The sequence below is a fragment of the Paenarthrobacter sp. C1 genome, assembly GCF_049315185.1.
Lineage (GTDB): Bacteria > Actinomycetota > Actinomycetes > Actinomycetales > Micrococcaceae > Arthrobacter > Arthrobacter nicotinovorans.
The window spans coordinates 29,311-53,743 of record NZ_CP186054.1; the positions used below are offsets into that span (position 1 = coordinate 29,311).

28 protein-coding genes are annotated in these 24,433 nt (G+C 60.8%); 12 read left to right on the plus strand and 16 right to left on the minus strand.

Annotated features, from left to right (window positions below; genetic code table 11):
- Nucleotides 1-2 precede the first annotated feature (2 nt).
- The 7 genes from ACNAOU_RS25725 to ACNAOU_RS25755 are packed head-to-tail and all read right to left on the minus strand — an operon-like array spanning nt 3 to nt 5,066.
- Nucleotides 3-1,166, minus strand: a complete 1,164-nt coding sequence (locus tag ACNAOU_RS25725; protein WP_422759316.1) for a CHAP domain-containing protein — start codon at nt 1,164-1,166, stop codon at nt 3-5.
- Nucleotides 1,163-1,672 (minus strand): hypothetical protein, encoded by a 510-nt coding sequence (locus ACNAOU_RS25730; protein ID WP_422759317.1) that lies wholly within the window; start codon nt 1,670-1,672, stop codon nt 1,163-1,165. Before ACNAOU_RS25730 ends, ACNAOU_RS25725 begins: the two co-directional genes overlap by 4 nt.
- Nucleotides 1,669-2,571, minus strand: coding sequence for a sigma factor (locus tag ACNAOU_RS25735; RefSeq protein ID WP_422759318.1), 903 nt, complete (start codon nt 2,569-2,571; stop codon nt 1,669-1,671). Before ACNAOU_RS25735 ends, ACNAOU_RS25730 begins: the two co-directional genes overlap by 4 nt.
- Complete coding sequence (locus tag ACNAOU_RS25740) at nt 2,568-2,840, minus strand: hypothetical protein (protein WP_422759319.1); 273 nt, start codon at nt 2,838-2,840, stop codon at nt 2,568-2,570. Before ACNAOU_RS25740 ends, ACNAOU_RS25735 begins: the two co-directional genes overlap by 4 nt.
- Nucleotides 2,837-3,802, minus strand: coding sequence for a DUF2637 domain-containing protein (locus ACNAOU_RS25745; RefSeq protein ID WP_422759320.1), 966 nt, complete (start codon nt 3,800-3,802; stop codon nt 2,837-2,839). The genes ACNAOU_RS25740 and ACNAOU_RS25745 overlap by 4 nt, the downstream gene beginning before the upstream one ends.
- A complete protein-coding gene (locus tag ACNAOU_RS25750) occupies nt 3,802-4,722 on the minus strand; it encodes a hypothetical protein (protein ID WP_422759321.1) in 921 nt (306 codons plus the stop codon). Before ACNAOU_RS25750 ends, ACNAOU_RS25745 begins: the two co-directional genes overlap by 1 nt.
- Nucleotides 4,719-5,066 (minus strand): hypothetical protein, encoded by a 348-nt coding sequence (locus tag ACNAOU_RS25755; protein WP_422759322.1) that lies wholly within the window; start codon nt 5,064-5,066, stop codon nt 4,719-4,721. Before ACNAOU_RS25755 ends, ACNAOU_RS25750 begins: the two co-directional genes overlap by 4 nt.
- A gap of 360 nt (nt 5,067-5,426) precedes the next feature.
- Here ACNAOU_RS25755 and ACNAOU_RS25760 point away from each other — a divergent pair, with 360 nt between their 5' ends.
- The 5 genes from ACNAOU_RS25760 to ACNAOU_RS25780 all read left to right on the plus strand — a co-directional run bounded on the left by ACNAOU_RS25760 (nt 5,427) and on the right by ACNAOU_RS25780 (nt 11,232).
- Entirely contained in the window at nt 5,427-7,538 is a 2,112-nt protein-coding gene (locus ACNAOU_RS25760) for a DUF7507 domain-containing protein (protein ID WP_422759323.1), read from the plus strand.
- 70 nt (nt 7,539-7,608) lie between these two features.
- Nucleotides 7,609-8,292: a class F sortase gene (locus tag ACNAOU_RS25765; protein WP_422759324.1), complete on the plus strand. Its 684-nt coding sequence runs from the start codon at nt 7,609-7,611 to the stop codon at nt 8,290-8,292.
- Nucleotides 8,289-10,058: a GDSL-type esterase/lipase family protein gene (locus tag ACNAOU_RS25770; RefSeq protein ID WP_422759325.1), complete on the plus strand. Its 1,770-nt coding sequence runs from the start codon at nt 8,289-8,291 to the stop codon at nt 10,056-10,058. The genes ACNAOU_RS25765 and ACNAOU_RS25770 overlap by 4 nt, the downstream gene beginning before the upstream one ends.
- A gap of 501 nt (nt 10,059-10,559) precedes the next feature.
- A complete protein-coding gene (locus tag ACNAOU_RS25775; RefSeq protein ID WP_422759326.1) occupies nt 10,560-10,724 on the plus strand; it encodes a hypothetical protein in 165 nt (54 codons plus the stop codon).
- Between the two features lie 88 nt (nt 10,725-10,812).
- A complete protein-coding gene (locus ACNAOU_RS25780) occupies nt 10,813-11,232 on the plus strand; it encodes a hypothetical protein (protein WP_422759327.1) in 420 nt (139 codons plus the stop codon).
- 224 nt (nt 11,233-11,456) lie between these two features.
- On the opposite strand, the gene ACNAOU_RS25785 is transcribed toward ACNAOU_RS25780, so the two are convergent.
- Nucleotides 11,457-12,248, minus strand: coding sequence for a hypothetical protein (locus ACNAOU_RS25785; RefSeq protein WP_024821049.1), 792 nt, complete (start codon nt 12,246-12,248; stop codon nt 11,457-11,459).
- Nucleotides 12,233-12,979, minus strand: coding sequence for a hypothetical protein (locus ACNAOU_RS25790; RefSeq protein ID WP_422759328.1), 747 nt, complete (start codon nt 12,977-12,979; stop codon nt 12,233-12,235). The genes ACNAOU_RS25785 and ACNAOU_RS25790 overlap by 16 nt, the downstream gene beginning before the upstream one ends.
- Before the next feature lie 118 nt (nt 12,980-13,097).
- Between ACNAOU_RS25790 and ACNAOU_RS25795 the strand changes: the two genes are divergently transcribed.
- A complete protein-coding gene (locus tag ACNAOU_RS25795) occupies nt 13,098-13,457 on the plus strand; it encodes a hypothetical protein (RefSeq protein WP_024821051.1) in 360 nt (119 codons plus the stop codon).
- Nucleotides 13,458-13,609: 152 nt separating this feature from the next.
- Here the strand turns inward: ACNAOU_RS25795 and ACNAOU_RS25800 are convergent, their stop codons facing one another.
- From ACNAOU_RS25800 to ACNAOU_RS25815, 4 genes are read right to left on the minus strand one after another with little or no spacing between them, the layout of a single operon-like run.
- Nucleotides 13,610-14,032, minus strand: coding sequence for a hypothetical protein (locus ACNAOU_RS25800; protein WP_024821052.1), 423 nt, complete (start codon nt 14,030-14,032; stop codon nt 13,610-13,612).
- 2 nt (nt 14,033-14,034) lie between these two features.
- On the minus strand, nt 14,035-14,625 hold the full coding sequence (locus ACNAOU_RS25805) for a hypothetical protein (protein WP_024821053.1): 591 nt from the start codon (nt 14,623-14,625) through the stop codon (nt 14,035-14,037).
- The gene (locus ACNAOU_RS25810) at nt 14,618-15,595 is read right to left on the minus strand and encodes a hypothetical protein (RefSeq protein WP_422759329.1); all 978 of its coding nucleotides are present in this window, start codon (nt 15,593-15,595) and stop codon (nt 14,618-14,620) included. Before ACNAOU_RS25810 ends, ACNAOU_RS25805 begins: the two co-directional genes overlap by 8 nt.
- Nucleotides 15,592-15,999 carry a hypothetical protein gene (locus ACNAOU_RS25815; protein WP_422759330.1) on the minus strand — a complete coding sequence of 136 codons (408 nt, stop codon included), beginning with the start codon at nt 15,997-15,999 and terminating at the stop codon, nt 15,592-15,594. Before ACNAOU_RS25815 ends, ACNAOU_RS25810 begins: the two co-directional genes overlap by 4 nt.
- 342 nt (nt 16,000-16,341) lie before the next feature.
- Between ACNAOU_RS25815 and ACNAOU_RS25820 the strand changes: the two genes are divergently transcribed.
- Together ACNAOU_RS25820 and ACNAOU_RS25825 are read left to right on the plus strand one after the other, a co-directional pair.
- Nucleotides 16,342-16,569, plus strand: coding sequence for a hypothetical protein (locus ACNAOU_RS25820; protein WP_024821056.1), 228 nt, complete (start codon nt 16,342-16,344; stop codon nt 16,567-16,569).
- 192 nt (nt 16,570-16,761) lie between these two features.
- Complete coding sequence (locus ACNAOU_RS25825; RefSeq protein WP_422759331.1) at nt 16,762-18,588, plus strand: MarR family transcriptional regulator; 1,827 nt, start codon at nt 16,762-16,764, stop codon at nt 18,586-18,588.
- Nucleotides 18,589-18,747: 159 nt separating this feature from the next.
- Here ACNAOU_RS25825 and ACNAOU_RS25830 read toward each other — a convergent pair whose 3' ends face one another.
- Nucleotides 18,748-19,146, minus strand: a complete 399-nt coding sequence (locus ACNAOU_RS25830; protein WP_422759332.1) for a hypothetical protein — start codon at nt 19,144-19,146, stop codon at nt 18,748-18,750.
- A 413-nt stretch (nt 19,147-19,559) separates the two neighbouring features.
- On the opposite strand from ACNAOU_RS25830, the gene ACNAOU_RS25835 reads away from it, so the two are divergent.
- The 3 genes from ACNAOU_RS25835 (at nt 19,560) to ACNAOU_RS25845 (ending at nt 21,249) form a co-directional block, all read left to right on the plus strand.
- A complete protein-coding gene (locus ACNAOU_RS25835; protein ID WP_422759333.1) occupies nt 19,560-20,384 on the plus strand; it encodes a ParA family protein in 825 nt (274 codons plus the stop codon).
- Between the two features lie 3 nt (nt 20,385-20,387).
- A complete protein-coding gene (locus ACNAOU_RS25840; RefSeq protein ID WP_422759334.1) occupies nt 20,388-20,798 on the plus strand; it encodes a hypothetical protein in 411 nt (136 codons plus the stop codon).
- A 100-nt stretch (nt 20,799-20,898) separates the two neighbouring features.
- On the plus strand, nt 20,899-21,249 hold the full coding sequence (locus ACNAOU_RS25845; RefSeq protein WP_422759335.1) for a hypothetical protein: 351 nt from the start codon (nt 20,899-20,901) through the stop codon (nt 21,247-21,249).
- Nucleotides 21,250-21,711: 462 nt separating this feature from the next.
- On the opposite strand, the gene ACNAOU_RS25850 is transcribed toward ACNAOU_RS25845, so the two are convergent.
- Together ACNAOU_RS25850 and ACNAOU_RS25855 are read right to left on the minus strand one after the other, a co-directional pair.
- Complete coding sequence (locus tag ACNAOU_RS25850) at nt 21,712-22,110, minus strand: DUF3105 domain-containing protein (protein WP_309301632.1); 399 nt, start codon at nt 22,108-22,110, stop codon at nt 21,712-21,714.
- A 70-nt stretch (nt 22,111-22,180) separates the two neighbouring features.
- Entirely contained in the window at nt 22,181-23,368 is a 1,188-nt protein-coding gene (locus ACNAOU_RS25855; protein WP_015062039.1) for a TDT family transporter, read from the minus strand.
- Nucleotides 23,369-23,473: 105 nt separating this feature from the next.
- Between ACNAOU_RS25855 and ACNAOU_RS25860 the strand changes: the two genes are divergently transcribed.
- Nucleotides 23,474-24,427 (plus strand): LysR family transcriptional regulator, encoded by a 954-nt coding sequence (locus ACNAOU_RS25860; protein WP_015062040.1) that lies wholly within the window; start codon nt 23,474-23,476, stop codon nt 24,425-24,427.
- Nucleotides 24,428-24,433 lie beyond the last annotated feature (6 nt).

Sequence of the window (24,433 nt, forward strand, 5' to 3'; positions counted from 1 at the left end):
CATCAGGGTTTAGCGGCCTCGGGGATGTGCAGAAAAGCATCAGGGACGCTGTTCGCCCGTTTGATCGTGTAGTACTGGTGATCCCCCGGAGGAAGACCAAAGTTGTAGCCCTCCTCAATGTAAGAACCATCGGGAAGCACTTCCTTGACGATAGCAACATGGCCGTACCCGGAGGGTGCCAGCGCATTGGTGGGTCCGAACCAGGCAACAGCACCAACTTGAGGGCTCTTATCAACCGGCCAGCCCTTGTTCTCCCATGCTGAACGGTAATCCCGGGCGTTGCCTAAGACTCCACCGTCAGGCCGGAAGTTTCCGTTCATGACCGTCCATGGCGCCTGTGTGTCTCCGAGCTGCTGGTTCATCCGCCACATCACAAAGTCCACGCACTCACGGTTGAAGGCGTTGAATTCTGACTGCGACCCCGCAGGACAGCCAGCGTACGAGCCCGCGGAAGTCAGGAGGCAGTGCGGCAGATCCTTGAAAGGGTAGTCATCGGTACCCGTCGTCGTCCCGCCACTGCTGCCACCGCCACACGAATCGGATACCGGAACAGCATTTGCAGTGCCTCCTTGAGCTGTACTGCCGGGAGTCTGGGAGTATGCGGCCGCGAAGCCACGGATCTTGGTCACGTACTGGGCGGTTTCCCCATTGTCTGGGATTCCGCCTACTGCCTGGACCCCGCCCCAGCCGGCGTTGTACCCGGCCAACGCCAGATCCACCGGATCACCCGTTAACCCGGACGCTTTGGCCTGGCGGTACAGTTCGGCCATGTATTTGCCCTGCGCCGCGATTCCAGCATGCGGGTCGAACGGGTCCTTTCCATCCCCGTAGCCCTCCCAAGTGCCAGGCATGAATTGGGCGATGCCACGTGCCCCGGCATGCGAAACCGCCTTCGGGTTCCAGTTCGATTCCGCACGGATCTGACCTGCGATGATCGCCGGAGGCAACCCGGACACACGTGCCGCGTCCTGAACATCCTGGACATACTCCGGCGGGATGGTGGATGTGTTGAACCCTGTATCCACCACCGGCGCACCGCACACGACCGGGGTCGTTTGACCTTGGCTGGCACCGGAGACAGCGCCGACCATCACCGCCGAGAGGAAACCTGCGGCCAGGATCAAGGCGAAGAAGGCCGCTACCCCGGTGCGAAACAAACCTCTCACCGGGAACCCCTGCGCAGCGCCAGAATGAACACCAGTCCCGTGCCCAGCACGGCGACAACGATTGCGGCCGCCAACGGTACTGGCAAGCCTCCACCGAGGATCATGCTCCAAAGACCGCCGATCACCAGGATTGACGTTACTGCTGCAAAGGCCGACAGGCTGCGATGCTTGGATGCTTTTGCTGCCAGCCGGCCTGTGAATGTCTCTTGGTCGAAGTCGGTGTCTTCATCACGCGGGGCGGCATTACGGATGAAGGTCTGTGCCTGTTCGCGGTATCGACGGGCCCATCCGCGCAACCGTGCAAACCGCCCGGAAGGTGCCACCGCTGCGAACATTCCGTGGAGCTGGGATATTTGCTCCTCAGTGAAACCAGAGACCGCTGATTCCTCTGGGCGCTCGTCCTTTTTCGATCCCTCAAAGCTCCCGAAGGCACGTTCCGGCTGGGCAGCCTCACCCGTCTCGGGTGAGCTTCCCCCGGTGTGCTCTTCGTCGTTCTTCTGTGTCATGGCTGTCGCCTTTCGTCCTGTCCTGGGCGTGCTTGATGTTGGGCGCCGACAGTTCCTTTGCCGGACGCCCGGTTTCCGGGTTGCTGCTTATCGACTGTGTCTTCCATGACGGTCCGAGCGACCTGCAGCAGCCACAACGCCTCGCCCATGTACTGCCGGCAGGTGTTCAGCGAATACCCGGTTACGGCCACTAAATCGCTGGGAGTAACTTTCCCGAATCCGCCGGCCCGGACCGTGGCCACGGACAGCGCCCGCGCCCATACCCCGTCCTCCCCCACCTCAGATGGCAGGCATCCCAACAAGGCACCTACCGTCACTGGGGTCCCGGACCCTCTGGCGGCCATGGCGTGGCGCACAACGTGCGCGCAGCGCCGTACCTCGCGGCACGAATCCCGCAACGCCGCCGGGGTGATTCCCATGGCGGCTGCCGCCCTGCCCGTATCCCCCTGATAGGTCATCCATAAGGAAGCGACTCTGCGATATGCCACCGGATTCGCCACTAGGATCCCTGTCAGGCGAAGAACTTCCCGTGCCTGGGCTGCCCCGTCGACCCGTTCAAGTACGTCGTCACTGAAGTCAGCGACCCGCACCCCCAACGCAGAATCCGGTCCGTCAGCTGCAACTTCCAATCGGACGTTCAGACGTCCAGCCGCACCAATCCGTTTAAGGTGGTCATAAGCACGCCGCTTAGCGATCGTCACCACCCACGCCTCTACTGGGCCAAGAGTGGGGTCATAGAGAGCAGCAGATTTCACGGCCGCTTCCGCCGCGTCAGCGACCACATCCTCGGTGTCCTGACCGGCCCCTGCCGAAGAAAGAATGCGCCACACAGCACCCCTGGTCCGGGCGCTCATCACCGCCTCAGCAATTAGCTCGTCGATCAATGCAATGGCGCTCATGGGCCTGGGGCCTCATTCCGGGACTCAGCGATATCCCGGCGCCTCTGTCCCGCTGACAGCCTTTTGAGGGCCAATCCGACCGAGCGTGTCACGGTCCTGGTTCCGAAGAACGCCACAACAGGGAGGAAGAAGATCGCGGCTGCCTGCAGGAACAGCACGGCGGCGAGTGCACACAAGGCAGCCAGTAATCCGGCAATCTGCTCCAGTATCGGAAATCCGCTTCCAAAGATGAAATACCCGTTATTGGCCTCCAGTATCGCCACACTCATGAGCTGGTCCCCTTCTTCAAAATTGCTGCCTCAAACAGGCCAGGATTGGACGTCCTTAGCGTCGTCAACCGGGCCCGCCCTGTCCGTTCGGACACGCCCAGGAAGTCTGCAGCGTCCCTCCCTGTGGGCTGTTTCCCAGCGGCCACAACGCCCCTGATCCACGCCTCAAAATCAGCCGGTTTAGGCTTACGCCCTACGACGCTCAGAACGGGACGGGTTCCACCGTCCAGACCCGCATCCATGGCGGTGTCCTGAACCTGACTCGCCGAGACCTTCTCGCTGATCCCGTTCGCGGCGACAGTTGCTTCGGGAACGGGAGGAAGGGATAAGGCGGGCGAATCCGAGTCCTGGCCTACGACGGGCTCCTCATCAACTGGCTGAGCCGTGCCGCGTTTTTCGGTCTCTGACGGAACATCATCGGCAGGAAAGCCTCGGGAAACGTCGCGGCCTGTTTGGGTCACTGTGGGGAGGGACTCCGGCGATTCCTTCGGGTCTGGTCGACGGATTACTAAACGTCCCAGCTGCTCCGTGGCGGCAAACACCGCAACGGGAGCAAGGGCAGCCACAGCTGCTCCGATGATTCTCTGGACTTCATCAGGGTGCTCAACGGAGAGGGCATGTGCCCCGTTGGCTACGACCGAGAACAACGTAAACCCGCCTAGAGAAACCCAGGAAGCCCACGTCCGTTCACCGCGGTGCCGGTGAATCAGTACAGCCATCGTGTACGCCAGAATGGCCACGTCAATAAACACGGGAACGGCCCACCGCAACCACACCGGCAAACCAGCCCAGGCAGCGACCTCGTGGAGCCCAGTGAACGAAACCATGAACGAAGCAACCGCGAGGAAACATACCAACCCGACCGTGAACCACAACGTTACGATCGAATCCGGATTGATCCGATGAGCCCGTCCTCGATCACCCGATGCGTCCAGTGTTGGATCTCTAAGGTCTTGAGCCATCACGGCCGCCCCGCATGAACGTCGTCAAGGAACCGGCTCAACTCGCCTACCGCGTCCGTCACGGCAGCCGTTATGGCAGCGACCCGGGTGCTGTCACCGGAAAACACCGTGGAATCGATCGAACCCAGAAGGTGCGACAAAGCCAAGACGCCTCGGGACGCATCAGTGACCAGCGTGGATAGGGCTGCAATGTCAGCGTCCTCTTCGACCACCAAAGCGCCAGGATCCAAAGCGATCTCACCCGCCAACCGGATCACCATTGACAATGGCGCATCGGCAGAACCAGCCAAGCACCGCGAGACAGCCCTCCGTTCCCGATCTGGTTGCGCTGGAGCAAGTTCAAGAACACCAATCCCCACCTCATCCGGGGACAAGGCCAACAGCTCATCACTCAGCGGCACATCCTCAAACAAGGACTTTCCGGGATCCTGCTCCGGCTCGGCCGTGGATATCGACGCTCCGTAAGACTTCCCGTCAACACCGACCACGCGCTGACGCGTTTCAGGTGTCCCATTTGGGACACCTGTAGGGTCTTCAGCTTCGAAAGAGGGGCTGGCGGCGCGTACCTCCCGTGCAACAGTTCCTCTCCCGAGACCAGTTGCCGAAACAATTGCACGGACACTCATTCCGGCGTCTCGCAGGGACAGAACAACTGCCGGCCGTTCCTCCCGTGGGGGCTGCAGAGCGAGATTGCCGAACTCGCCTTGGCAGTACGCATCCCACGAGCTGTAACCCATGGACAGCCATGCCCTGCACCTCCACGCGGCAATGATGAGCGTGTAGGAATGCTCCAATCCAGTCCGGATCTGGCGGGTCAGCTCCCGTGCCTCGATGGCACTGATCGCATCGGTAGGAACCGGTTCGAACAGGGCTCCTTCCTGGGGTTCTGCCACTTCAACCACTTCGACTGTTCCGCTCATGCGATGCCACCTTCGTCGTCCTCGTAATCCGGCAGGACCCAGACGAGTCCTCGGGATGGTGATGTCGGCTGCAACCGGTACAGGTACTCGTCCCGGCAGAGCCCGTCCAGCGCGTCGGAGGCCTGCGGTAGTGACATGCCGGCTTTCATAGCTAGCTTCGCGATGCTTACGCCGTGGGCAGTCCCTGTCGTCTCGTCCCAGCCAGAAGCGATCCCGCACTCGTCCGCCAGGGCGGCCACGGCCAGCAGCATGCGTTGTTCCGGCTCGGCGCAGAGCGCGAAGTCTACGGATTGAATGACTCGACGGAGTACGTCCCTTGCGCCTTCATCTGGTGTCTCGATCACAGAGAAACCTGCTCCCCCAAGCACTATCCCCACCGGGCGGGTCACTGTTCTCAACGAAATCCACTCCTGCTCCTGATCTGATGCCAACCACGTTGGACAGACACGGTTATTCAAAATTGCCTTCACCTGTACAGCGGGGGGTGTTTGACGAAACACCCATTTCGTCAAACACCCCCCGCTGTATAGGTAGGACTCCCTTTCTCCGTTCCTAGGAGTCCACGGCCCCAGGCCGACGTAACTGAAGAGATGAGAAATGCGTTGAGTGAAAAATCTGTATCTTCCCCATCCGGGGCCGCGCCGAGGACCAAGGGACGCCCTTTGGCGAAGGCTGGGAGCGCGACGGTTCTAGGCGCTCTAGCCTTGGCAGCCGTCGCCGGTGGTTCGGTTGCTACCGCCCCCGTTGCCGCAGCTGCAGATTCCTGCGGAATGAGCGTGGGTGTTGCGCTGGACAACACATGGAGCCTCACTGACGCCGAGGTAGGCAAAGAAAAGAGTCAGGCAGCAAGCTTCGTCAAGGCACTTGCTGGCACTCCGGGTATGACAGTTTCGGGCGTCCAGTTCGGCTACACGGCTCCCGGCCTGTGGGGCAATGGCGATCCAAGCGTGCCGTTGGACGTCGACCGGAGCGCAACATCTCCGAACAACCAGATGTTCAAGGACCTTGATGTCTCCACGACTGCAGGGGCTCAGGCCGCCGCAGACCGATTCACAGGGTTCTCCCGCTCCGAAGAGACGAACGGTGTTGCAGCGCAGCGAACCAACTGGGAAGCCGGTCTGCGTTCCATGCAAGGCTCAGGCGTCGACAAGTTCGTGTTCATTACTGACGGTGTTCCCAACGCCTGGGGTTCGACGGAGGCGGACCTTACCGCTAACGGTGAAGTGACGCTGCAGCAGCAAGCTCTTGATGGTGCCGCCCGGGCCATCGCTGATCTTCGGGCTGAGGGCATCGAAGTCATTCCGTTGTTTGTGAAGTCCTCAGCTCCTGGACTCCATGGCATGAACGATCCCCTTCCGGGATCTGCCACGCCGACGGCGGACATTGAGCGGGCGATGCAGGTATTGAATCCGTCGTTCACCATCGATCACGCCCTGGATTTGGATCAGCTGGCAGCAAAGATGGCCTCTGATGTGACCGTGTCCTGCACGCCGGGATTGGCGTTGGATAAGTCCCACACGTACGAGGACACCAACGGCAACGGCCGCCCCGATGCTGGTGACACGGTGGTTTACCAGTTCAAGGTCACCAACAACGGTCAGACCCCGTTGAAGTCACTGGATCTGCAGGACCCGAAGCTGACCGACCTGGGCATCACATGGTCCTACCCAACGAGCTTCCTCGGAACCCTGGCCCCGGGTGAGTCGGTGACAGCTACGGCAGCACCGTATGTGATCACTGCTGAGGACGAATGGGCCGGTGGCATCGACAACGTCGCCACCGTTACCGCTGTGAACCCGTGGAACCCGGGCAAAAACCCGCCGAAGCAGACTGACACCGACCGGCAGCCGGTGGAGGGGTTGCCGCCGGTGATCGATCTTGAGAAGACGGTCAAGGAAGTCAAGGACGTCAACGGGAACGGCATCACCGACAAGGGCGACGTCGTTGTGTACGGGTTCAAGGGCACCAACACCGGCACTGTTCCGCTGACCGATGTCACCCTCACGGACTCCATGCTCGCAGCGGTAACACCGCAGCCGGTCGGTCTGGTGGCTCAGGAAGGCTTCGACGGCAAGCTAGCGCCGGGAGCCTCCACCACCTGGACGTCCGGTGAGTACGCACTGACCCAGGCTGATGTCGATGCCGGGTTGGTGCACAACACGGCGGACCTGACAGGTATTGGCGTCGATAAAGACAAGACTCCGGTGAAGGACAGCGATGACGCCGATGTGAGCCCGGACCAGAAGCCGGCCATCGAGTTGAAGAAGCTCCAGCACCTGGAGGACAGCAACGGTGATGGTGACGCTGACGCCGGAGAAAAGGTGACCTACGAATTCGTGGGCACCAACACCGGCAACGTCACCCTCCACGACATCAAACTCGCGGACCAGAAGCTCACAGACGCCGGCGTCGAGATCCACGCCCCCGCTGACTTCACTGCCACTCTGGCCCCGGGGCAGTCCGTCACCTACGCAGCCGGGGCCTACACCGTCACAGAGACCGAAGCAGCAACCGGCTTGGTGAAGAACAGCGCCGGTATCGCCGGAACTCCGGGCACAGGCCCCGACGTCACCGATGAGGACGCCGTTGAGCTGCCCTCAACCCCGGCGGCGGCACCGGCCAAGGAAGTCCCACCGAACAAGCCTGCGACCATCCTCGCCGGCTTCTCACCAGCCGGTGAGGCAGACACCACCATGCAGACCGGCATGGGAATCGGAGCAGGTGTTCTTGCCCTGCTTGGAGCTCTCTTCGGCATCAAAGCGTGGCGGTCCCGTAAGCCGCTGGCCACTGCCTCGGATTCAACCTCCGAACAGTAGCCAGCGATAGGAAGGCGGCCACCCACCCCCCTGAGTGGCCGCCTTTGCCATACCCCCTTCCAGGAGACTCATGCAGAACAAAAGGAACGTCGCACTAGGGCTTTCCTCCCTAATCTTGCTCGGTGGGGCGGCCTTCATGGGCGTCCAGGCCCTCCCAGCCGCCGACGGCAGCCAGCACGTCCCATCCGCGACCGAAATCCAACTGCTCGACCCGGAACCGTTCGGCCCCGGAAGCACCAGCACAACCCCGGCACCTGGCTCCCATATCAACCTTGATTTCCCCGACAAGGAAGTTGTCATAGGCCCGGATCAGGTCTCCGCGCCAACAGTGGGCCTCCACCTGTCCCTGGTCAACGGCGCACGGGGGGTTCAAGGGGCTATCGAACTACCCGATCCGAACCTGGCCGCCGTCTACCAAGACTCAGCACCACTAAACGCTTCCGCCGGCGCCACCGTCATTGCCGGGCACGTCAACTACCCGGACGCTTCCTGGGCTCCCATGGCAACCATCACACGGCTCCGCGCCGGGGACCTGATCCAAGCCAGCGACAGCACCGGAACGATCCACAACTTTTCAGTGACCTCCCTGCAGCTCTACCCGCAACAGAACCTCCCGGCGGAACTGTTCACCACCACCGGTGACCGCGTCCTCCACCTGGTCACCTGCGGCGGCCCCCTCGACACCGTCAACGGCCAACCGGCCTTCACCCACAACATCGTCGTCACCGCCGCCCCGGCAGAAGGAACGCCATGAAATCCACGAAACTGGCTACTCTTATGCTCGCCACCGCACTGTTCGGTGCAGCTGCAGCAACCCCCGCTCACGCAGATTCCAAGGATTACCGCCCCGCCGGATCCATCGGGCAGCTCTACTTCAGCAACCACGAACTCCGGAACTCGCTTGGGGCACCCATCAGCGCCGAAATCCCAATTGGAAACGGGGCTTATCAACGCTTTGAGCACGGAACCATCTACAACTCCCCCGTTTGGGGTGCCCACCCAACGAGCAACGGTGATATACAGGCCCGGTTCCTCTCCAGCGGAGGCGCAACCGGGGAACTCGGCTTCCCCACAACCAGCAAGAGAGCCTTTGCCGGTGGCTGGGTGCAGGGATTCGCCAACGCTGACGTCATCTGGGGGCCGGGGATCGGCGCGAAAGTCATCGGACACGGGATGTTCCAGAAATGGGCCGCTGATCCCGGGCTGCTCGGCTGGGCAGTGCAGGACGAAACCCGTCCCGCTGACGGCAAAGCCATCCAAGACTTCGAACGAGGTTCCCTAGCGTGGACCAGGGGCGTCGGCGCGCACCCCGCCCAAGGGGCAATTGGTGACCGCTGGAAGGAATCGGGCGGCAAAGACAGCCCCCACGGAAACCCCGTGACCGATGAAAACGGCGGATGGCGCAACGGCGGGATCTTCCAGTCCTACGAGCACGGCTGGATCTACTTCAGCCCAGCTACAGGTCCCCACAGCGTATGGGGAGCCATCGGGTCCCTCTGGGCTCAGACTGGCAGGGAGGCTGGTCCCCTGGGATATCCAATAACGGAGGAAACCCGCGCTGGCGAGGGAGTCTTTCAACGTTTTGAGCACGGCACGATCTTCCACTCGCCGGCCACAGGTACATACGCGACCACGAGCGGGGATATCCAGAACCGTTTCGTCGCCGGTGGGGGCGCTGAGGGAGAACTCGGCTTCCCAACCAGTAGCAAGATCCCCTTTGCTGGCGGTTACGTGCAGTCCTTCGCTAAGGGAAACATCATCTGGGGGCCAGGGGTTGGCGCGAAAGTCCTGGGCCATGGCACCTATCAGAAGTGGCTGGCCAACCCCGGACAGTTCGGATGGGCCCTCTCTGACGAGTGGCGCGACGGCCGCGGAGCTCACGTACGGTTCGAGCAGCGCGAAGTCATTTGGGATATGGCCACTGCCGAACTGCATTCGGCTGAACCTGTTGACGCCTCCACGGTGGTCTTCCTGGGGGACTCGCAACTTGCCGGGACCGGGCTCGACTCCTGGGGAGAACAAGCAGCACAGAAACTCGGACTGACCCACCAGATCGAGCATGCCTTTGGTGGGCTCGGGTACGTGAGCACCAACCTCTTCGCCGGCGGATCAGCACAGGACGCCGTCGTCCATGACAGGGTGTTGCTCCCGCAAGGGAACCCGGGCGCGATCATCCTGACCCTGGGCGGGAACGACGCCACAACGGGGGCCAGCGACGCAGCCATCCTGGCGGCCGCCAACAACACCTGGGACGAGCTGATCCGTAAATACCCCAACACAAAGATCATCGTCAACGGCGTCATGTCCAGGAACGATGCAAGCCACACCCGCCGCCGTGAAGTCGATGCTCTCATCGTCAACGCCGCCAAGGCCCGCGGGCTCCAAGCAATCTCGGCCGCAGGCATGGCCAGTGCGGCCGGTGCAGACCTCGATTTCCACGACAACGTACACCTCACCCAAACAGGCCACAACAAAACCGCCGAATCCTACCTGCCCCTCCTCAGGGCAGCGCTCAGCTAGAGCAGCCAGCTCAAGGACAAAGAAATGACCATCAACCAGGCGCTCTCCAAAGTGCCCCTCATATCAGCCGGGATCACCCACGCCATCCGGATACTGACCCGCCCATCCTTCACGGACCCTGACATCTGGTGCCCAGGATGCGGCTGCAGCACATGGGAATGCGACGGACAATGCCACGGGCCCGCAGCGCTCTACAAGACAACAGGCACCCACATGGAAGCCGGACCACACAACTTATGTGAGGATCAGCGTCGGGGACGGGGAACTTTGAAAAAGCAAGACTGCACCAACAACTACTGCATCGACGGTTGGATCTGGAAGCAACTGGGTGAATTCCCTGACGAGCCATGTCCTGACTGCCGCCGCGCCGACGAGGACACGGAAGCACCAACGGTCAGGCCCAAGGATGGGTTCTGGAGGAGATTCTCACTGCGTAAATAATGAGGGGCGAGCTCGAAGTAGACGAGATCGGCCCGAGCCTTCGCTACGTCCAACGCGAAAGTGAACCGCACCCAGCGCAACAACCAGGGCACAGGAAACACCGGAGGGTTAGCCAACCAGGGCAGCACCAGCCAGCCCGGTCAGCAGGACGACCCATGGGCCACGAACGCCCAAACCAACGCCGGTTCCTGGGGCAACGACCTCGACTCCGAACCGCCGTTCTAAACCTCTCTGCTGCCGGGGCCGGCTACTACGCTGACCCCGACAGTCCGAACCTCAATCCCTCCCGAAATCAGAAAAGACGTGAAGAACAATGACCCTCGAATCTTCGTTTTCCTCGCTCGAGCCCCTGGCAGCGTTTGCGGCGTGGGCGCCGGCCATCGTAGCATTCGTTTCGATCGGGGCAGCAGGTGTGACCATCGTTGTTCTCATGATCAGGAAGATTCAGCTTCTACAACTGAAAGAGCAGTTGCAGAAGGAACGCAATGTGGTTTGGAAGGCCGAAGAAGCTGCCGAGCTGTTGAAGCTCGGGCGAGCTCCCAGAGCCGAAAAGAACCGAGCGTTCGCGGACGTCAAAACCCGCCAAACGCAGCTGGTTTCAATGCAGACACTCGTCGCCATGAAGACACAGCAATTCAGCCACGACAAACCCCGATACGGGAAGCGGGCGTTGGCGCTGCTGGCAATCGGCGTAGTCAGTTTCTCCGTGCAATTCCTCATGATCCACCACTAGGCATCGGCCAACCGCGAGTCCTCCGCTCTCTCGTACCTGGACGCACCAGGCGACACCCAACGTGAGGACGACGCCGCCTCCGCCGCGGTGAGGCGCTGCACAAGTTCTCCGGCGACGCCTCATCGAAGGAAACATGGCGTCGCGAACTCAGCCCTTTGGCGACGGTACCGGCCAGCTTGGCAGGTACCGCCCCATCAAAGACCGGTAGGTCTATGCACAAGGAGCTAGAAGCCGGATACAGATTGAACGGCCGAAGGCACGGGAGTCCAAACGAGCCCCTCTAGCAGATCAGTCTCGGCGGCCGCGAGAAGGACGGCACGATCTACGTTGATTCCATGCAGTCTGGCCCAGACAAACCCCGGGTTGGCAAAGGTGAAGCGAACCAAGGCTGTGGCATATCCCCAGGGCAGAAAATTGAGCTCCCGCGCTGCTGATCTCTGGTTGGTTTCCAAAATCAGTACCGCGCGAGACGCTACGTCAAATGGCCATTGCAGCCTGACCAGGAGGTCGCGAAGATCTTCCCACACCGAAGACAACGCATTGTCGGTGTTGTCACGCTCCAAAGGCATCGACGCAGTGGTGATGGCCGTCAGATGCTCATCGGCTTGGGGACCGGTAATCATCAACCCGGCGGAATCACCTACGAACGCTACACGTTCTTTCCACCACCCCTTCGCAGAGACTTTCTCTGGGGCGACGCCGTCGCGTTGGGCTCGCACAACGGAGATCAGCTCTTTTCTTACGCCCTTAATCACCCAAGTGCGTGGATACTGAACCGAACTCAACGAAGGGCGTTTTGTTACCTCCCAGACCCACGACAACACCTCGTCGGGCACCAGCTCCGGAAACTCGGCCACTAGAGGGCGCGCCAAGGCCGGCAGAACGTGGTTGAGAAGCTGTTCTGCTTCCTTTCCGACCCAGTTGGATTCGCGCGCCGACTCCACGAGGGCGACGAATGCTGTCTCGGCACCCCCGGGAACGATCCCCGCGTTGGAGCCACTCACGCGTTCACGCATCGCTGGCCGGTTTTCCTGAGAACTAGGGCCAGTGCCTCAAGTTCCCTTACTGCCTGCAGAAGCAGGGCCTCGCCCTGGTCACTTAGCTGTGCACCTTCGCTGAGGCCGGAAATGAACTCCCCTACGTACTCCTTGACGTGGGCGGAAGACGTCACAACCAGGGTCAATGCATCCGATGGCACGCGTGGAGCCTCCGATGCCTTTTGTACCAAGTCGCTGACAACCCGCTCGGCGGTTTCACGACGCGTTGCTGGCTTGCTGGCATCACGCAAGTTGGGTGTCAGCACAGCCGCGCGTTCGGAGGCTCCCGATACTGAACGTGTAGCAGCCTGGTAGTAGCGAGAGACAGACATCTGGGAAACGCCGACGATGAGGCTCGCTGCCAGCTGATCCATCTGAGCTGATACCAGTGCGCAAGCCAGAACTCGAACATCCTCATCACTAGGCCGGGGGTCAAGATCTTCCACCCGCAATCCCTCGGCAGTGATGAAGGCAATCCACGCGTCCCTGCGCACTCTCAGGGGCTTCATCCCCCGAAACGGCTCATAAAGTTCCATTAACAGTCCCGCTGTTTCAGCGACGTTAGCGCTCCCTTGGGACCAATCGTTCAGCCGGCGCCGCGCCTCCTGGGCCGCTGCAGAGGACCCTGTAACCCGGCCGACGGTCGGTGGCGTAGCAGACATGCCGGCAAGCTCGTGCCTGGAACCAGGCAAAGAAACTGTTTGCTGCATAACGCCTCCTTCGAGGTCGGCTCTGGAAATTCGGGGAATACGTCCACAGTAGCGAATAGTTTAACTAACCGCTACTCTGATGAGGTCACTTGGGTAGGGATGCGGCAAAATAAGAGACATGCCCCGCTACTCCCGCCCTAAAATTCCTTCCAGCACAGAGCGGGCAATCAGCGTGTTCAGCAACTCAACAAAGGTGGCCATTGTGGGCTACTTGGTAAAGGTAGGAGCGTCCACCAGGGGCGAGGTGGCCAGGGGGTTGGAGATTGGCGTTCCGACCGCGCAAAACAATCTGTTGCAGCTAGAAGCTGAGGGTGTGCTGATAGCGGATCCACCTGCATCGGAAGAGCGGAACGGTCAGCGCGTCAGGTACACCGTGAATACCAGGGAGGTAGCGGAGCGCTACTCCATCCTGGGCCGCGCACTTGGCCTCGACGAGGAGGCCCAGTCGGGGATGTCAGGGCACTCAAGTCACTCTTGACCGCTGCACGAGCGCCCCGCCCGGACTGAGTCCCGCGGGGTGTGGATGGGTGTGGGTTGTCGAGATGCTGAAACGTAGGCACGGCATTTAGCCTACATTGAGCATGCTCAAAGTATAAAAAGCATGCTCAACATGTTGAGCAGGCGCGGTTCCTAGTCGTCTTCGTCCAGGATTCTGGCGATCGCTTGGAACTTTTCAGGCGATACGCCCTTGAGGCTACGAGCTGCAAATTTCTTGACTCTCTTCTCCCGGAGAGTCTTCAGAGAATGGAGCTGCTTTTCGATACGTTCGGGAATTTCACTCTCGAAGTCGTTGAGGTAGGCAGGGTTGACCCCAAAAAAGTTGGCCAGGGCGGTGAGCAGTCGTTCGTCTGTGACCGTCGCTCCTGTGCCGTCACGCATGTACAGCCATCGGGAACGGGAAAGCGTCACGCCTTGTTCCTCAAGCCCACGGCGAATGTCTTCGAATTCGTAGGGCTCTCCCCCGCTTGCCACCATCACATCGAGCAAGAGATTCAGCCGCTCCGACAATGTCTGGCGCCAAGCATCTCGTGCTTCGTTGAAGTTAGGTGACATTTCTAGGCTCCGAGCAGCGACAAGCTCAGCAGGTATGCCCCCCAGGACACCACACCAACCGCGGTACCCCACAGCGACTGCGTTACGTTCTGGCGTTTCAGGGCTGACCTTGACCAGATCAGGGCCGGGAGAAGGATCAGCGCGGCAAACCATGCGGGAGCCAAGGAGGTTCCAAGTCCCAAGACAATGCCGGTAAAGATCGCCGTGTGAACAGAGATATTCCACCGTGACCGGCCGAGGGCTATGAGTGCTGCGCCGACGACGAAGGCGATTCCGTTAGCTATGAGCAAAGCTGGAGCGCCCAGCAGCGCAGTAACGATCAAGCCAAGGGCAAGAACGACTGCGCAGGCCATGAAGCTCAACGTCTTCCGGCGGTCTTCGGCCCAGCCCAGTTGCTTTCCAATTGCCGGGAAGACCACTACGCCTAGGACGATCACGACGCCAAGAGCGGCAAGGGTGGCTATCAACGCGGGGACGGACGCTGGCGCGGTGATGGCTGTGGCCACAGCCGCGACCAAGAGCATGACCGCAGGGTGGAGGATCCGGCTGACGGCCTGGGCTGCGCGTCCTGGGGTGGTTTGCTGGTCAAGCATGCGTGTTTACTTCCATCGTTCGAATCTTTGCCAGTTCGGCTTCAGAGAGTCTACCTTCTAGGGTTGCATCCGATTCAAAACAGTCACGCATCTCGACCAGCCTTCGATGTGCCCGCATCGCCGGATTTCGGCTCAGAATTTCCAGTTCCCGGCCCCGATATGGCCAGATGACGTACTGATCAATCTCAGGCCGGAGCTTGGTCCAAAGGGGGCAGATGTCCCATAAATCCCGTCGCGCAAGATAGTTCTTACGGGCGGAGGCTAGCCAGCGGGGAAACGTGGGGATCCCGATCGCCACAGCGAAGACGAGAGCCGCGCTGGCAGTGAAGACCCGTTCCAGCGTCCCGAGGATTTCGGGTGGAGAGCCAACGACGTCGGTAACCGTGCCCACAGCGTGGAGTACTGCCACGGTCATGGCGAAACCTGAACCAACAGCCACAAAAGACAGCGACCGCCGGCGGCGCGACGACACCAGCACTGGTCTGTAACGGACGCTGAGACGCATCGCGGCGAAGGCAACGATGGCCAGGTGAGCAAGCATCAACAGGCTATAAGCAGCGACAAGAGGATTGCTCTCGTACTGCCTCATGCCCGAACTTGTGATGGAAGGGGCTACCTGCATAAACAGAGCGGCTTGACCGCCGTAGCTGATCCCAGCGATAACGCACGCGAAAATGACTGGGCGTTTGGGGTGAGCGGGGGCCAAAGCACGCCAAATGCCAATGTGCATGGAAAGCAAGGTCAAGGCCAGGAACGCGCGCTGAATCAAAGCCAGGTAGTTCACACCACCAAGTGCTGCATCCGCCGCATAGTAAAGCGGTTCGGCAAGGAAAACGGCTGTTAGGGACCCGAAGAGGCTGCCGTAGATCCACGAACTATGTTTGTCCCTGCTACGCGAGGCGTACATCGCCATTGACGATACGAGCAGGGCTACAGCAGCAATGAGCAAGGCAACATCGGTGATGGTCAACCGATTACATCTCCGAAGCCCAAGATTTCGTCGTCCCGCTTGCCGGCACGAATCTGTGCATACAGATGGTCCGCGAGGAGCTCAGCCTCCGCTTCAATTCCGGTTCGTAGCTTCGTGTGCCTCCAGCCATGGAGAACCTTCCGGGGATCCAAGTCCGGGAAAACTACGGCCAGTTCCTCGCTTGTCAAAGGTTCCGGGTCGTGCTGCAGAAGAACATGAGAGAGCTCATGAAGAATATTCATTTCCCCGGCGAATTCGGATCGGTCGCCCACGTGGAAGAGACGGTTAACCTCCCCGTCTTCGTGCCAAAAGCCCGACATGTCAACGTCAAGCAGTTCGTCTCTTCGCGCGAGGCGAATAGGCCTTTCGGTGACCAGTTCGACGAACTTAATGAGCTTGGACAAGCTCAGCGGTGATGGCAGTTCCATCATCCGCGTGAACGCGCGGACTCTGCGTGACGCACGACGCCGGTCCAGGGAGGACGATGCGCTTCTGACAACGCGTCCGATGTGCCGTTCTGCAAAATGAACTGATGATGCAATAGGATGCAGGTTGAGCATGCTTAAGGCTCAGCAATCATGATTAGACAGCTGTGGGGGTTGAGAAGAACATATGTCACATCCTAACTACGCCCAGGTAGACCGAGCGTGACGGACATATTGACACACACACCCACGCAGGTCGGCATTCCCGACACGCACCGCGCCCTTCACGGATTTCAGTTAAGGAAATGGCAGGGTGGAAGCATGGCACAGGAAAAGGTTTCCAAGGTTGGGCGCCCCAGTAAGGGAGAGCGCATCGCTTTCAACGTCAAACTCCCCGTCGAAGCGGGCAAAAAGACGAAAGCCCTGGCCAAGATTTATGGTGACGACGCCGGCCCCTTGATTGCCGAACGCTTCATGGCGTGGTTGGCCACCATCGATCTCGAAAAAGAGCGCAACCAGGAGGCTTTGCCTATCGCAAAGGCCAGTTAAACGAAGAGGCCCGCTTGCGCGGGCCGTAGCTTCGAGAATTTGTTTGTTCAGATCCTGTTCTTGGCGGGACCCGATCTGAACTTTTATCCAACACCCACCCAGTGGGTGGATTTTTCTGTACCCCGAAGGGAGTAACTGCTGTCTATCGTACCGGCGTTTCTGCCGCCGTCAACATCCACCACGCGCCCGGACGTGCTGCGTGTCGCTTCTGCCTCGTCCGCTGCGGCTTCGTGGGCTGCGCTGGCGCCTTTGCTCGCAGGCCAACCCCGAGTGCGTCTTTCCCGCGATGGTGGCAAGTCATATCCGCAGAAACACGAACGCGACCTGACCGAGGGTCTGCCGACATCTCCGGCAGCGGTCCGGATTTTTGGGAAGGACGGCACCTGCAGGGCGATCTTCCTCGACTTTGACTCTTCCGTTGCTGGTGTCGACTGGGTTGAAGCCGACGTCAGGGCGGTACAGTCTTGGCTGCACAGGTGCGGCGCCAGGTGGATTGAGGACTTCTCCCCCAACGGCGGCCGCCATGTGTACATCCCCCTGCAGGAACGAGTCACGTTCTCTGCCGCACGTGATCTTGTCGAAGCTCTGGGCACCAAATACCGGAGCCTGGACAAGACCCCGCATCAAAACCTCCACCACGGCTGTGTCCGCACTCCGGGATCCCGGCACAAGAGGGGCGGGCACCAAGAGCTCGCTATGAGCCTGAACTTGGCCTACGACGTGGCGAAACGGCCGAATACCCCCCACATCTGGCAAGCCATGACTGCGGACCTCGCGGAGGAGATCGCCGCCGTCAAGGCGCTACGACTTGAACAACCCTTCAAACAACCGGCAGCTGCAGCTGACACGCTAGCCGCTGCGGCTCCGGGTCGGATGTCCAGGGCAATGGAGCAGCTGGCCCGCACAGGCTTGTACGACGCAAACCGATACAGCACCGACTCAGAGGCCCGCCAAGCCGTCCTCGTCGCGGCCGCGGCCGCCGGCCTTACCCTCACGGACGTCCAACGCCGGCTCCTGCAAGGGAACTGGCCAGGATTGGCATCCTTCTACGCGCGCTACCGCGCAGGTCACAGATCCAAAAGCCTGCAAAGGGACTGGGCAAAAGCCCTTCGCCATATTCAAAAAAGCCGCGGCGAGAAGCGACTAGATATCAATGCCCGTAAATCCCCCACAAGCGAGCTCTCTACACAGGCGGGGGGTATCCAAGGGATTTCTGTTTCGTCGGATGCGGATGCCGAGCACCGGTTTATCAGGACCTGGCGTAACGCCTTACAACTTAGGGAGCAGCGCTATAGGGATTCACGTGAGGGTCTTGGCCGTCGTATGGTTCTCAGGGCACTTGGGGAAGCAGCTCATATGAGTGCGTCCCGTTTCGTGGAGTTCGGGAGTCGTTCAATCGCTGTGGCCACAGGTATGGATCACACCACTGTTCAACTGCATCTGAAGGCCATCCGATCCGAAAATGACGGGCTGGCTGCTCTTGTCGAAGAGGGCCGAGGAACCAAAGCGGATCTGTACATGCTGACCATTCCGGACGATATCAAGGCGGCAGCTGAGGATATGTCCTGGCGCAAGGGAAAAATCCACGCTCTGCGCCCAGTATTCCGTGAGCTGGGTATACCTGCCGCACTCGTCTACGAGACGCTGGAGCACTCCCCCGCTGCTCTACGCAGCGTTGACCTGGTTAGAGCTACTGGTTTGTCCAGGACAGCCGTCACCGAGGCACTGGAGATCCTTGCTGCTTGGAATCTGGTTTCTAGGTCCAAGAGTCTTGAATGGGCGATCGTGGCCACCACGTCCTTGAAAGAACTTGCCGAACAGTTCGGCGTCCTCGAAGCCGTGGCACGGCAGCTCAGGAAATACGCCCAAGACCGCATCATTTGGCGCGAGTGGCTGTCCAAACGAGCCCACACCGTAGCCGAACTGCTCTCCCCCACGGACGACTATCCTTGGCACACCTATGAAGGACCCCCAGACGACTGGACCTTGTCCCACATGGCCTTCGCCCAGGTCAGCTAAGGGCGGCCCACATTTACCTGCGATCGGGTGCAACTGGCGACAGGAATGGGTCAAGACTGGCCGTGTTCTAAGGTTGGTGGCCGAATGCTGGAGTTCCCGAAGGGGTTGCCAACGAGCGAACCAATAGACCTAAACATCCTAAAAGCTCTTTTATACCTTTCAGGTCCAATCCAAGGGTTCAGCAGGTTTAGGAATCTCATCCCACTCCAGCCGCTGAGAACCGTCCGGATATGTCCCCGCGCCTAAACGTAGGTTCTTCACGCGTCGGGCATAGAGATATGGATTGTGGCCGCACATGATTTGATATCGCCAAGGGAGATTCGTTTCGCCGGTTCCGCTGACGTTGGCGCGGATGGTGCCGTAGGTGGCCGGGTATGGATTTGCGGTCGGGTCCGCCAGGAATGACAACTGCTCGTCGCCGCTGAAGTGTTTCGTCAAATACAGGAACTCGATGTAGTCCTTAATGGTTTCCGGACTTTTCCTCGAGCTGAACATTGCTGCAATCGGACTCTCTAGGTGCTGCCGGTTTGCGGTTACCCACGTTGCCAGCCAAGCCATCCGACCTCGTTTTGCGACCATCGTTGCCCCACTCCCCCGCTCTCGCTTGTGAAGCAATCATCGTCCCAAGGGGCTAGAAGCACCATGGGCGTTAGACCTAATAGGTATAAATCGGACTCTCCAGGTGCTGCCGGTTGGCGGTCAAGCACGTTGCCAACCAAGCCATCCAAGTTCGCTTTGCGAGGCATCGTTGCCCCCACTCGCCCGCTCTTGCTTGTGAAGCAACGTCGTCCCGAGGAACCAGAAGCGCCACGGCCATTAGACCTAATAGGTATAAAAGCGCTAATGTCGTGTATAGTGACAATAGAAGTTTTAGACCTACACTTCCCAATAACGCCAATAGGTGGAGTGTCGCTCGTATCCCCAATAGACCTAAAAGGTATTGTGGATGCAATAGATGGAATGGAGACATAATGGCTGCGACCATATACGCCCTGATCAACCAAAAAGGCGGAGTGGGCAAGACCTCGGAAACATACATGTTGGCGCGGGCGCTGACCCGGGCCGGCAAGCGAGTCTTGGTGATTGACGCGGATCCGCAGGGAAACCTGAGCGGTTTGCTTTCTGCCGAGAGTGTCGAGCAAGACCAACTGACATTTGCTGATGTTTTGCTGGGGGAGGCCCTGCGGGACGTTGAAGTGGACGGTATCTGGGAAGGCCTCACGGTGATCCCGGCCAACTCGAACACCACCAAGGCCGTACAACAGCTCCACGCGGAGCACGGCCGGGAATACAGGCTCAAGGAAGCTCTCTTAGAGAACCTTGAGCGTTTCGACGTCGTTCTTATCGATTGCGCGCCAAGCCTTGAACTACACACCATCAACGCTCTCGCTGCAGCTCATAGGGCATTGGTGATTACCCAGCCCTCAAAATTCTCCTTGGACGGGCTAAGCCAACTCCAGCTGAGTTTCGACAGCGTGGCCAGGTACTACAACCCGCTACTGACAGTCGCTGGCGTTATCGTCAATGGCAACCGCAACACCATCACCCACAGGGCATGGATCACAGACCTCATTGAAGCGTCACCCTGGCGGATACTCGAACCCTACTTGCCCTACTGGAGCGTCATTCAAGACGCCATGGAAGCTGGTCTTGGCCTGGACGAGTGGCCCGATGAAAAAGCCAGACAGGCCTACGAGATCTACGCCAGGCACTTGGCACATCTTGACGAGATAGAGCTCCGGCCGCATCTCGAGAAGATGTTTCCCAAACACGACTACAGCAACCTGGAGGCCTAAGACATGACGCAACGACCTGAACGCAGAAAGAGCGCCCTCGGTGCAGCGCACCCGATCGAGCACCAGAACTCACAGCCAGCGGCGCCGGAGGCGATGGTCATTGAGGAAAGCCATGCCCTGCGGGGAAGTGACGCTGGCAGGGAACTGGTTGACCGGTCCACGCGAAGTGCCCGGACCGCCAGCAAGCCCAAGGTGCAGCCCAAAGGATCCTTCTACGCGGACGAGGACGTATTGGAGCGCATCCGAGCGGCCTGGTTCCACACCCCGACGACCGCGGCCGAAAGGGAGGCATCCTTCTCAGATTTCCTTCGAGAAGCTGCTTTGGACCGGATGCTGAAACGCGAGAACACGTACAACAATGGCAACCCTTTTCCCGTTGTAGCCTCGGGCAAGATAGCGCGCGGTCGACGCTAAAAGCGCTAATGCCCCCATTAGCCCTTTTAGGCCGAAAAGGGTCAATATAGATGAATACAGAAGCGGTGGTGGCGTCACGGCTCGCTGAGAGGACTGGAGATTGTTTCAGGATCAGGGAGGACGAGTCCACCCTTACACCGGACCAACAGGCACTAATGACTTTGACAACCTTGCCGCCGAAGAAATGTCCGAGCTGGTTTCTTCCTACAAGCTCCTGGGGGAGGCGTTCGAAGATAGGGACGACGACGGAATGTTCGGCTTGGGCTTCCACATGGAAGATCCTCTTATGCTGGTCAGATACAAGGCAGAGCGGACAGCCCAAGCCCGTCGTGAGCTCGTTGCAGCCATTAAGCTGGCCCGATACAAAGGTTATGACTGGAAAGAAATCGGCCCGACTTTGGGCATGAGCTGGGTGGATGCCATGAGGGCATTTCCGGAAATCCAGCGATGACGGCGCCCCTGGCTGCTGGCTGAGGCAGTGACCACGGCAGCGCTTGCTGAAGCGGGGGAGGGAGACTCGTGAGACTCTCCTCAGTGGCCCCGGCAAGGGTGACGGCGGCTGTCCCTTGCCGGTCGGCTAAACTGCGTACGCTTCTCCACAAACGAGGCAATACAGGGGCCCGGTGTGGTCGTCGGGGACCTTGACGGGTTCGTAGGGGTGGCTTGTGAAAAAGTGAAACATCCGACGCTAAGGTTTTACCGGTCGCCGTAGTGCCCTGTATTTACGGGTTTGAAGTGTGTCGTTTTCAGCACCTTGAAGACACGCTGCAACACCGGGGCATTGGGCATTTGTTGTGAGCCTGTCCGGGCTCCCATAGATTGACCTTTATGGACACCCCGGAGGAGATGGACGATTTTGAGCGGCTCCATGATCTGGTGACCGAGATGGACGACATCAAGGGACTCCTTGATGTCATGACCGGGCTGGCAGCCGAGGCATTGACCCGGGCGGCAGGCGCCGCCGTGGAATGCGCGGTGACCCTGGCCGGTCGTAGGCTCCGCAGTTCGTCCATACCGGTGAGTGGTCTCCGCCGACGCCGGGATGTTGTGGATAGGTCACCGCGGTCTGGACGTGGTTTCTGCTTAGGCCGGCATAGCTGGTGACTCCTTCGATCATGGTCGGGTCCTTCTCTGCTGCCGGGGTCGGTTGACCGCTGCCGTTTGCGGTGAGCCCGTAGGTGAGCGCGCCGGCTGCGAGGAGGAGTGGCACGCCGACGGCGATCAGCGGCCGTTGCAATCGGGCGGGTGACTTGGTCCCTTTTGTGTTGGTGGGTGAGCGTTGCTGTGAGCCGGGTGTTGTCCGGGGTTTCATGAGGCCGCCTTCGGGCGCTGTGAACGGTTGCTTGTTTCCGTGAGGGGCTGCTGGTTCGCTGCGGCCCCGCCTACGGTGCGGTCGTTGCGGGTTTCTGGAAGAGGGTGCCTTGGAGGATGCTGCCGTGGAAGGTCCGGGCGGCGACGATGATCCACGCGGCGACCAGCAGGGTGTAGCCGGCAACGGCCATCGCGTCGAACACGGCGAGGTGGGTGTGGGCGGCGAGGCCGGTTAGGCCGGTGACGCAGGTTCCGATGGGGAAGGTGAATGACCACCAGGTCAGGGAGAACGGCAGGCCCCGGCGTGCGGTGCGGATGGTGATGGCGGTTGCGAGGGCGGCCCACATGAGCGCGAAGCCCAGGACCGGCACCCCGTAGAGGACGCCAAGGGCTTCCATGGCCTGGGCCAGGGTCCCGGATACGGCGAGGTGGGCGTTCCCGCCCAGGAGGTTGGCGGCGGTGATGGACTGGCCCAGCGGCCCCAGCACAATCCACAAGGTGGGAACTGCCGCTGCGGCCCCGATTTTGTGCCCTGCGAGCCGGTTCCAGATGAGGGTGGTGATGATGATGGAGGCCAGCAGGCTGAGCCCGAACATCGCGTAGCATCCCATCAGCAGGCTCAGGCGCGCCTGCCCTGCCGGGACGTAGGGCAGCAGCAGCGCCCCGGTGGAAGCCGAAACCATGGGCGGCACGACGGGCATTAGCCAGCCGCCGAACGCACTGTCCTGTGTGACCTGGTGCCGGGTGAACTGCAGATACGGGACGGCAACGGCACTGGCCAGGCCCAGCACGGTACCGGCGACCCAAAGCACCGTATCGATACCGAGTGCCAGCTGTTCGCCGAGGACGTCTTTTCCCAGCAGCAGGGTCCCGGCGCCGACGGTGAGAAGGGCCATGGGCGGTGCGCCGTAGAAGTGCGCCATCACCGGATGGCTGTGGTGGCTTTGGGCGGTTTCCCGGTGCCGGATCCAGTGCACCGCGGTCGCGGTGGTTAGCAGTATCAGCAGCATAGACGCCAGGGCCCAGACGACGGTGGCGCCGGTGCGCAGGCCGGGGAACTGCAGGGGCAGCGTCGCGGCGGCGGTCGCGACGATCCCGGTACCCATGATGGAGGCGAACCAGTTAGGGGTCAGGTTCGCGAACAGCTCCGACGGCTTCTCCAGACGGCGCAGGACGCGCCGGCCCCCGGTACGGCCACCCGGGGTCTGTGCCGATGGTGCGGGGTGGTGTTTATCGGCGGTCAGCAGCAGTGTTCCCATACTTTCCATGCTCCCGGTCCCGGACCTGCCACAGTAGGGGGCATACACTTGTCAGGGTACAAGTCGGACTTGTACCGCCTGTGACTTTCCGAAGGAGATTCCCCGATGCTCAGCCCCCGCATACCGGAGCTCTCCGCCCTGGAAATGCTGGCCGCTGTTCATGATCTGGGGTCCCTGTCCGCCGCGGGGAAATACCTTGGGCTGTCCCAGCAGGCTGTCTCCTCCCGGATGCGCTCCCTGGAGTCCCAGATCGGGTTCGTCCTGCTGACCCGGACCCCGCGGGGGTCCACCCTGACAGAATCAGGTGAACTGGTCGCAGGGTGGGCGGCGGAGGTCCTCGCAGCCGGGGAACGGCTCGATGCCGGGATCGCCTCGCTCCGATCCGACACCGCCCGGCAGTTGAAGGTCGCGGCCAGCCAGACCATCGCCGAACACCTGCTGCCGCTCTGGCTGGTCGCGCTGCGCCGCCAGCAGGAGTCCCTCGGACTGGTCCCCACGGTCGTGGAGCTGGCGGTGAACAACAGTGAAGCCACCGTAGCCCTGGTCCGATCCGGACAGGCAGCCATCGGCTTCATCGAAAGCCCGCACCTTCCCCCGGACCTGAGCACCGCGGCGGTGCAGGACGATGACCTGGTCCTGGTCGTCGCACCGGGGCATCCCTGGGCCCGGCGCCGGACCCCGGTGACGGCAGGCGAGCTGGCAGCAACCGCGCTGGTCACCAGGGAACACGGCAGCGGAACCCGGGACGCCCTCGAGCACCTGCTCACCACCGCCGGAACCGCGAACCTGGCAGAGCCGCTGGTGGAACTCTCTACGACGGCGGCCGTCCGCTCCGCCATCGCAGCCGGCACGGCCCCCGGAGTACTCAGCGCACTGGCCGTCCGTGACGACCTCGCACTGCACCGGCTCGTCGCAGTCCCCGTCCGCGGGCTGCCTCTGCGCCGCGCCCTGACCGCCATCTGGCAGACCGGCCCTACACCCCCGCCCGGACCGCCCCGTGACCTGGCCGCCATCGCCGCCAAAGCTGCTTCAGGAACCGGCACCCGCCCGAAGACGTGAAATCCG

Excerpts from the sequence above, each read along its gene's own strand:
- ACNAOU_RS25730 (WP_422759317.1), bottom strand. The coding sequence starts at position 1,672 with ATGACACAGAAGAACGACGAAGAGCACACCGGGGGAAGCTCACCCGAG.
- ACNAOU_RS25735 (WP_422759318.1), bottom strand. The coding sequence starts at position 2,571 with ATGAGCGCCATTGCATTGATCGACGAGCTAATTGCTGAGGCGGTGATG.
- ACNAOU_RS25740 (WP_422759319.1), bottom strand. The coding sequence starts at position 2,840 with ATGAGTGTGGCGATACTGGAGGCCAATAACGGGTATTTCATCTTTGGA.
- ACNAOU_RS25745 (WP_422759320.1), bottom strand. The coding sequence starts at position 3,802 with ATGGCTCAAGACCTTAGAGATCCAACACTGGACGCATCGGGTGATCGA.
- ACNAOU_RS25750 (WP_422759321.1), bottom strand. The coding sequence starts at position 4,722 with ATGAGCGGAACAGTCGAAGTGGTTGAAGTGGCAGAACCCCAGGAAGGA.
- ACNAOU_RS25765 (WP_422759324.1), top strand. The coding sequence starts at position 7,609 with ATGCAGAACAAAAGGAACGTCGCACTAGGGCTTTCCTCCCTAATCTTG.
- ACNAOU_RS25770 (WP_422759325.1), top strand. The coding sequence starts at position 8,289 with ATGAAATCCACGAAACTGGCTACTCTTATGCTCGCCACCGCACTGTTC.
- ACNAOU_RS25780 (WP_422759327.1), top strand. The coding sequence starts at position 10,813 with ATGACCCTCGAATCTTCGTTTTCCTCGCTCGAGCCCCTGGCAGCGTTT.
- ACNAOU_RS25785 (WP_024821049.1), bottom strand. The coding sequence starts at position 12,248 with ATGCGTGAACGCGTGAGTGGCTCCAACGCGGGGATCGTTCCCGGGGGT.
- ACNAOU_RS25790 (WP_422759328.1), bottom strand. The coding sequence starts at position 12,979 with ATGCAGCAAACAGTTTCTTTGCCTGGTTCCAGGCACGAGCTTGCCGGC.
- ACNAOU_RS25795 (WP_024821051.1), top strand. The coding sequence starts at position 13,098 with ATGCCCCGCTACTCCCGCCCTAAAATTCCTTCCAGCACAGAGCGGGCA.
- ACNAOU_RS25800 (WP_024821052.1), bottom strand. The coding sequence starts at position 14,032 with ATGTCACCTAACTTCAACGAAGCACGAGATGCTTGGCGCCAGACATTG.
- ACNAOU_RS25805 (WP_024821053.1), bottom strand. The coding sequence starts at position 14,625 with ATGCTTGACCAGCAAACCACCCCAGGACGCGCAGCCCAGGCCGTCAGC.
- ACNAOU_RS25820 (WP_024821056.1), top strand. The coding sequence starts at position 16,342 with ATGGCACAGGAAAAGGTTTCCAAGGTTGGGCGCCCCAGTAAGGGAGAG.
- ACNAOU_RS25830 (WP_422759332.1), bottom strand. The coding sequence starts at position 19,146 with ATGGCTTGGCTGGCAACGTGGGTAACCGCAAACCGGCAGCACCTAGAG.
- ACNAOU_RS25835 (WP_422759333.1), top strand. The coding sequence starts at position 19,560 with ATGGCTGCGACCATATACGCCCTGATCAACCAAAAAGGCGGAGTGGGC.
- ACNAOU_RS25840 (WP_422759334.1), top strand. The coding sequence starts at position 20,388 with ATGACGCAACGACCTGAACGCAGAAAGAGCGCCCTCGGTGCAGCGCAC.
- ACNAOU_RS25850 (WP_309301632.1), bottom strand. The coding sequence starts at position 22,110 with ATGAAACCCCGGACAACACCCGGCTCACAGCAACGCTCACCCACCAAC.
- ACNAOU_RS25855 (WP_015062039.1), bottom strand. The coding sequence starts at position 23,368 with ATGGGAACACTGCTGCTGACCGCCGATAAACACCACCCCGCACCATCG.
- ACNAOU_RS25860 (WP_015062040.1), top strand. The coding sequence starts at position 23,474 with ATGCTCAGCCCCCGCATACCGGAGCTCTCCGCCCTGGAAATGCTGGCC.